The sequence below is a fragment of the Psychrobacter sp. genome (assembly GCF_036731945.1).
Classification (GTDB): domain Bacteria; phylum Pseudomonadota; class Gammaproteobacteria; order Pseudomonadales; family Moraxellaceae; genus Psychrobacter.
Genome location: NZ_DAINDI010000086.1, coordinates 1 through 7662, shown reverse-complemented (window position 1 = coordinate 7662; position 7662 = coordinate 1). Strand labels below are relative to the sequence as shown.

Below are 7662 nucleotides of genomic sequence, written 5' to 3'. Positions count from 1 at the left end.
AAACCCCTCCTCCTCGACTCTTGCAAGCGCGTATTTATGACTAAACTGCGTGCCCATATCTGAATAATGTAATATCTTAATCTCTTCTAACGGTAAGTCTTCACCATCGATACAATTATAGCTATCTTCATAAGGCTCAACGAGCTGAGGGTTAAACTTAATTAGATCCATCATTTTTTGATGACTATCAACATCTTGTCTAAGCTGCTCAATTGGCAGTATCTTGCTTTTCGCTTTGGTACAATCCCATAGGCAGGTACATAACCTCGTCATATCAGCATTCGTTTTAGCAGCTACAATAGCTTGGCCTTCAATAGGATGTTGCCATAGTTGAGCCAAGTCGCTCAAGATGACCACATCGGCGTCCATATAAATTGCTCTGCCAGAATAGTTACAATATTCTGGAATTGCCCAACGGAATCCTGAAAAAGGGGTTGCCCACTTAGCCGTATTCCAACCTTCCCCTGTTTCAGGGTTAGAATACCAATAACTATCTGGATTGCGTGATAGCTGCATCCATATGATTTCGACTGGCGATTTGGTATGTTTATGAATACTATACTCTAGAACCATCATTTGCTCTAAATCACAGTTATTAGGATCGCACCCTACAAAAACTTTGATAATCTCATCACTCATAATTAAATCCTAATAATTAAGTATAATAAAAATTATTATATGTTAATGGTTTTTAATAACGAAAAACTCATAATACGACAGATAAAAATCGTGCCCGACTATGCCTATCCGTCAATTGTCTCTATAATACGGAAAAACTTATAGACCAGACTTACTTTAAGGTGGTTATATTATTATAAGGCTCGTATTATGACACCCGCTGAACTATCGTCCTCTTATGCTCAGCCTATAAATAATGGCATGGATATTCTTCCTAAACAACAGCCTGAAGAACCTAAATCTTGGCGCGGGTTTGGGTTGTTTTTAATGGCTTACTTTTTGGTTTGGTCTATCACTCCAAGCTTTCTAGCCAGCAGTGTACCCTTCGATGTTAGCGAGGGTATAAATTGGGGCAGCGAATGGCAATGGGGCTATTATAAACATCCCCCATTATCGTCATGGATATTATACAGCTTTTATCAATTGTTTGGTCATGTTGGCCCTTATTTACTCAGCCAATTATCTGTCTTACTGACCTTAGTCCTAATTTATCAGTTAGGTAAGAAGATTTGGTCACCGACCACCGCTCTAATCGGTAGTGCGTTAACTTTAGCGGTTCTGTACTACACTTACCCTAGCCTTGAGTTTAATCACAACGTCGCTCAGTTTCCCATTTGGGCAGGATTGTACTTAGCGTTTTATCAATCTATGACTCAAAACCGTCTCAGAGATTGGATATTACTGGGTGTGATTGGTGGACTTGGCATGCTAACCAAGTACACTGTAATATTCTTACTGATACCAATGGCATTCTATTTAATGCTGCCAAGACAGTGGCCATTATTAAAACAACCGAAACCGTGGATAGCGGCTTTTATTATGTTGGCTATCTTCGCACCGCATTTATATTGGTTAGCAACGCACGATTGGTTGCCGCTTAGTTATGCCAGTGGACGCTCGCAAGAGGTTGCTGCTGGGGCATATAACATCAAGCGGCATTTTAGCTGGATAGGATTTATCATTGCTCAGCTTGTCGCCCATATTCCGCTATTTATCATGCTTGCTGTTAATCGCAAGCGTTTATTAAAGACTGATGACTACAAGCACAGCTTGCCGCAGAACGCAGCATTACTTTGGTATATGTGGTTATCACCAATGGCGGTATTGGTTGTTTTAAGCTTGGTGTTTGGGGTGGGCTTGCGTGATATGTGGGGTATGCCAATGTGGGCACTGTCAGGGTTGCTCGCTGCCTCCTTGATAGCACCTGCCACTCAATTATTAACCGCCATCAAGCTACGAAAAGCTCTGACTATTTGGTTGTCACTTGTCACCGTACTAATGGTAGTATATGTGGGCTTTGGCGACAAGATTCGTCATAAGCCTTCTCGTATGCAGTGGCCGGAGCAGGCATTGACAGTTCAAGCACAAACCACTTGGCAATCATTGAGTAGCTGTACACTTGATAGCGTTTCAGGTGATCGCTGGCTTGGCGCATTAGTGGCGATGAATAGCGGCTTTCCCTCACAAATGATATCCGGTCCTGCAAGCCACTCGCCTTGGATGAATATTGAACGTTTACAAAAGAATGGTACGTTAGTCATGTGGCAAGAGGGCGAAGAAGATATCGTCCTACCGTTGCTTGATGATGTTGATGCTATTGCCACTACTGAAGTAGAGAATAGCCATAACAACGCTAATGTCTTAATTAAGCAGCAGGGTCAATGGCAGATTGATTGGCGTGACGGCAAGATAGAAAAGCCGTTATTGATAAACTGGGTGGCTTATGTTCCAAGTCGCTGCTTTCAGGATTCAAAATAAAACTTTGTCTATCAGCATTTGCTTATCAGCGGCTGGTAAATAGCCATTTATATGAATAAAATAATTGAGTATTTATGCTAGATCAGTTGTCACAATCTCGCCCTTATTTGTCGATTATTATGCCTGCGTATAATGATGCTGAAGCCTTACAAGTGTTTTTGCCAGAAGTCTTCGCCTTTACGCAGACACTACACGCGCCAATAAAGATAGCATCGGCCGAGCAAAATCTAGGGGGCTCAACAGCAAGAATAGCAAGCTGTGAGATTATTATTGTTGATGATGGTAGCCGCGACAACTTAGTTGAGGTAGTCACACAGTTAATGCCTACTCGTCCAGCAAACACCGACTTAGAGCTCATACGTTTATCGCGTAATTTTGGTAAAGAGCCTGCACTCAGTGCTGGTCTAGCAGCCGCGCGAGGCGAGATGGTTGCTATGATTGACGCCGATGGACAGCATCCTTTACCAGTACTCACACAAATGCTAACGATGATTGAGCAATCGGATATTGATATGGTCGCGGGTATTCAAGCCAATCGCCCGCATGAAAGCCGGCTTGCAAAAACTTTAAAAGGCAGTTTTTATCATTTTATCCAGGACAGTCAGCGTTATGAGATTCGTCCTAATGCCGGTGATTTTCGGGTGATGAATCGCAAGGTGCTAAATGCTTTACGCTCATTACCCGAGCGCCAACGCTTTATGAAAGGCTTGTATGCTTGGGTTGGCTTTAATACGGTCTATTTGCCCTTTACCGCTGCCAATCGCGATACTGGTGAAAGTAAATTTAACTATGGCAGCTTGTTTGAATTGGCACTGGTAGGTATTACCTCCTTTTCTCAGCGACCACTGCGTCTGATTTCACGCATAGGTTTTGCAGTCTCTGCATTGGCTTTTTTATACGGCTTATATATCGTGATAGATACCTTAATATTTGGTAGCGATGTCGCAGGCTGGGCAACGGTTGCCGCAGGAATTATGTTTTCTACTGGTATACAACTGGTTTGTATTGGCGTGATTGGCGAATATGTCGGTAGACTCTATGAAGAGGTTAAGCAGCGACCACTGTATTTAATCGATGAAGTCATCAATAGCAAGTCTGCGCATACTACTCATCAATACGCTGATAGTTACCTACAGGCGACGGCCAAAAGTGCAATGGACAAAGCAGCTGATGAATAACACAGTAGAAACGCAATCGAATTCTATGCAAGCCCTTTGGTTTTTAGCCGTTGGTGCCAGTGCGGCTTTGGTGCATTTTTTAGTATTGGTCAGTATTGTTAATTTCACGACTGCCACGCCAGCATGGGCAAACGTAGGCGCTTTTTTACTTGCTTTTGTGGTGAGCTTCTTTGGACATTTTTATCTTACCTTTAAACAATCAGAGTATTCAGATAAGGGTATTCGGCCAAACAATAATCATATTCATAAAAAAAGGCATCTTCCTGCTTTAGGAAAATGGTTTAGTAGTTCTGCTGCAGGATTTATTGCCAATCAAGGCTTATTCGTTTTAGGGTTACGTTGGTTTGGCGAGCAATATTATATGCTGATATGGCTGCTAGTCACGGGCGTTATCACGGTCATGACCTTTGCCTTGGGTAAATTTTGGGCGTTTAAACCATGAGCCATCCTCATTATCAAGAGCAAGCTGCTTCGCTCTCTAACACTGCCCGCCCTGTGATTATTAACGTTGATGATTTAGGATTGTCGACTGCAGTCAACGATGCGGTCATTCATCTTGCTGAACTTGGTCGTATTGGTGCTAGCAGCTATATGGTTGGCGGTACAATTACGGATAGCGATATCAATCGTCTGAACCAACTCAATGTCGATATTGGCTTGCATTTAGATTTGACGGGTATATTTGCCTCCACTCTGCGTGGTTCATTGAAATCAGTCATTATCGCTAGCTACTTGCGTCGTTTTAATCCCAGGCAAGTAACCGATATTATTAAACAACAATTAGATGGATTTGAAGAACGCTTTAATCGTGCGCCTGTATTTATTGACGGACATCAACATATCCATCAGTTTCCGGTTATTCGTCAGTGTTTGATTAATGAATTAACTAACCGTTATCGTAGTGAGGTATCAAAAGATACGCTTAGCGCACGCGTTACTACACCGCTTATCAATGACGTAAAGTCTTGGATCATTTACATACTAGGTGGTTATGCTTGGCGAAAATCTTGTCAGCATCATCAAATTATAACCAATGATAAATTTGGTGGGGTTTATGGTTTCGATGCTGATCGTCAGCAATTAGCAATGTTATGGGAAAAGTGGCTGCAAGCTGCACCGTATCATACAGCTAACCTAACACCTACACTGATTATGTGTCATCCTGCTGTTCCTGAAAATGAGAGTAATAGCTGGCAGGATGAAATCAAAGCGGCTCGTGAGATTGAGTATGAATGGTTAATCAGTGAAGAGTTTGAAGAGTTATTAGCTCAGTACGAAGTAAAACTGATGCGCTGGTCAGATATAACATCACCCTCTTGAAACTTTAATAATTATCAAAGCCATAATAAAAATGACGCAATGATAAAGAAAAAAAGCTAAGACTCTTGATGAGTCTTAGCTTTTTTATTCATACGATATGGTTTTAAAAATGAAATGTAGCTTTAAAAATTAATCAATAAAGCTTAACCAATCCATATACTGCTCATTACGGCCATGTACTACATCAAAGTATAAGGTTTGCAATTTCTCAGTCAATGGACCACGGCCCCCATTACCGATGACACGGTCATCGTATTCACGAATAGGTGTCACTTCAGCCGCGGTACCGGTCATAAAGATTTCATCGGCTAAGTAAAACTCATCACGAGTGATACGGCGCTCAACGACTTTGATACCCAAATCATCAGCAAACTGAATGATAGTACGGCGAGTGATACCGTCAAGGGCGCCGCCGCCCAAATCTGGGGTATGCAGTACACCATCTTTGACTAAGAATAAGTTCTCGCCCGCGCCTTGGCAGACATAACCTTGTGGGTCCATCAAGATGGCTTCGTCATAACCATTACGCGTGACTTCTTGGTTAGCCATGATAGACACAGGATAGTTACTTGAGGCTTTTGCCTTACACATGGTCACGTTGGTCATGTGATGTGTAAATGATGATGTTTTTACACGGATACCGTTTTTGATACCCTCTTCACCAAGGTATGCGCCCCAATGCCAAGCAGCGACCATGGCATTGATACTATTGTCACGCGATGATAGACCCAATTTCTCGGCGCCAACCCAAATAAGTGGGCGAATATAGGCTTCTGCCAAGTTGTTTTGCTTGACCACATCTTTTTGCGCTTGCTCAAGTGCCGCTGCATCAAACGGCACATTCATTTGGAAGATTTTTGCAGAACCCAATAGACGATCAGTATGGTCTTTTAAGCGAAAAATTGCGGTGCGATTGTCAGCTGTTTGATAAGCACGTACCCCTTCAAACACCGCCATACCGTAATGCAAGCTATGCGTAAGCACATGAACCTTGGCATCTGGCTGCTCAATCATCGTGCCATTCATCCAAAGCTTACCTTCTTGTGTTGCCATATTCATTTAATAGTCCTTATGCTAGCGCTGACGTCTAACTTTTGTTGTTGAGTGTTAAGTAAACAAATTGATTAAAATTGCCTGCTGGCGCTGAGTGCCTATTTTTAGGGGCAAATTTTTCTATGGTTAAATTTAAGGTGCCAGTGATTATATCACCGGCACGTCAAGCAAATACAATATTTTAGTTTATCACCACATGGCTTTTATTCATACACCATTGAATAAAATCCCTATTAAAGCCCTGCGCTTATTGCGTTAACTTTTTACTGCCGCCGCATTATTTTACAGCAGCGTTATTCTGCTGATTCCACCCCCATCAGATGTTGCCACTGCGCTTGTACCAGTGCTCGCGTTTCTGTCCAAAGTGACTCATCTACCAGCAACGATTGCTTGGATAAGGCCAATTGGTGCGTCGCGGCGCGGATGCGTAAATAAGCATCGGTCAAATCTTGGCAAACCTCTACCTCCCAGATACCAAGCGCGGCGACTTCTTCAAAAATCCGACGTTATCACTCCATTTGGTCAAACTGGGATGCTCGTGTGAATAAGCCAATACCGCAAATTGCGCCAAAAATTCAATATCGACAATGCCGCCAGCATCTTGCTTGAGATGGAATTTGCCCGCTTGCTGCTGGTGCTGACTGGTGCCTAGATGCTTTTGCATTTTAATACGCATACTGGTGACTTCGATACGAACTTGCTCAATCGTACGCGGTAGAGACAAAACGGTGCGACGAATGTCACAAAAACGCGCAGTGACGCGCTTATCACCGCAGATGGCCCGCGCCCGCACCAGTGCTTGATGCTCCCAAGACCACGCTTTCTCAAGCTGATAAGTTTCAAAGGCATGACAAGAAACCACCATCATGCCTGCATTACCCGAGGGACGCAGGCGCATATCGACTTCATAAGCACGGCCATCACGGGTTTGGGTATTCAGATAAGTCATCAGCTTTTGCGCCAAGCGGGCGGCAAATTTCATGCCACTGACCGATTTTTCGCCCGTGGTCATGCCCTGCTCTTTTATTTTATGCAAAAACACCAAGTCTAAATCGGACGAATAGGATAACTCAAGCCCGCCAAGCTTGCCGTAACCAATAATGGCAAAGCCGCAATCCGCTTCGGTGACCGGATCGCCATCTTGACCAATTGGATAGCCGTAGCGTTTGACGATTTCAGCAAAGGCGCGCTCAAGCGCGGCCTCAAGTACCACAGCGGCAATATAAGTCAGAGAATCTGACACTTTCATGATTGGGCGCTCTGCCAGCACGTCACTGGCAGCCACTGCGAGCACTTGGTTCTTTTTAAACAATCGCAGTACGCTAAGTAGCTCCTCTTCATCGTTCGGCTCTACGCGCAACAACTGCTGGCGCAAAATATCACGCAGCTCAAGCTTGTCAGGCAAATGCCGATAGCGCTGCTGTAAGAAGGTATCTAATAACACCGGATACTGCGCCAATTCTTTTGCAATCCAAGGGCTGGCTGATAACATCGGAATAAGCTCAACGGTGGCATTGGGATTTTCTGCAATCATCACTAAATAAATAGAACGACGGCAAATAGCTTCTAGCAAATTTATTAAACGCGGCAAAGCGATATTAGCAAGCTGCTGCTGCTCTTCATGGACAAGGAGCGCGTGGACAATCACAGGATACGCATCATCCAAACGCTCACG

At 43.5% G+C, this 7662-nt stretch carries 5 protein-coding genes and 2 pseudogenes; 4 read left to right on the top strand and 3 right to left on the bottom strand.

Annotated elements, in window-relative coordinates:
- Nucleotides 1-639: pseudogene (locus V7D75_RS13290) on the bottom strand (glycosyltransferase); the annotation flags it as partial.
- 189 nt (nt 640-828) lie between these two features.
- Between V7D75_RS13290 and V7D75_RS13285 the strand changes: the two are divergent.
- From V7D75_RS13285 to V7D75_RS13270, 4 genes are all read left to right on the top strand, one after another.
- Nucleotides 829-2436, top strand: a complete 1608-nt coding sequence (locus tag V7D75_RS13285; RefSeq protein ID WP_333614937.1) for a glycosyltransferase family 39 protein — start codon at nt 829-831, stop codon at nt 2434-2436.
- A 74-nt stretch (nt 2437-2510) separates the two neighbouring features.
- Nucleotides 2511-3614 (top strand): glycosyltransferase family 2 protein, encoded by a 1104-nt coding sequence (locus tag V7D75_RS13280; protein WP_333614936.1) that lies wholly within the window; start codon nt 2511-2513, stop codon nt 3612-3614.
- Nucleotides 3607-4056 (top strand): GtrA family protein, encoded by a 450-nt coding sequence (locus V7D75_RS13275; RefSeq protein WP_333614935.1) that lies wholly within the window; start codon nt 3607-3609, stop codon nt 4054-4056. Before V7D75_RS13280 ends, V7D75_RS13275 begins: the two co-directional genes overlap by 8 nt.
- Complete coding sequence (locus V7D75_RS13270) at nt 4053-4934, top strand: ChbG/HpnK family deacetylase (protein ID WP_333614934.1); 882 nt, start codon at nt 4053-4055, stop codon at nt 4932-4934. Before V7D75_RS13275 ends, V7D75_RS13270 begins: the two co-directional genes overlap by 4 nt.
- 129 nt (nt 4935-5063) lie before the next feature.
- Here the strand turns inward: V7D75_RS13270 and V7D75_RS13265 are convergent, their stop codons facing one another.
- Entirely contained in the window at nt 5064-5993 is a 930-nt protein-coding gene (locus V7D75_RS13265; protein WP_333614933.1) for a branched-chain amino acid transaminase, read from the bottom strand.
- A 287-nt stretch (nt 5994-6280) separates the two neighbouring features.
- Nucleotides 6281-7662 (bottom strand): annotated as a pseudogene (gene glnE / locus V7D75_RS13260) (bifunctional [glutamate--ammonia ligase]-adenylyl-L-tyrosine phosphorylase/[glutamate--ammonia-ligase] adenylyltransferase); the annotation flags it as partial.

What these genes read in the sequence shown, in the direction of transcription:
- V7D75_RS13285 (WP_333614937.1), top strand. Translation starts at nt 829, where the DNA reads ATGACACCCGCTGAACTATCGTCCTCTTATGCTCAGCCTATAAATAAT.
- V7D75_RS13280 (WP_333614936.1), top strand. Translation starts at nt 2,511, where the DNA reads ATGCTAGATCAGTTGTCACAATCTCGCCCTTATTTGTCGATTATTATG.
- V7D75_RS13275 (WP_333614935.1), top strand. Translation starts at nt 3,607, where the DNA reads ATGAATAACACAGTAGAAACGCAATCGAATTCTATGCAAGCCCTTTGG.
- V7D75_RS13270 (WP_333614934.1), top strand. Translation starts at nt 4,053, where the DNA reads ATGAGCCATCCTCATTATCAAGAGCAAGCTGCTTCGCTCTCTAACACT.
- V7D75_RS13265 (WP_333614933.1), bottom strand. Translation starts at nt 5,993, where the DNA reads ATGAATATGGCAACACAAGAAGGTAAGCTTTGGATGAATGGCACGATG.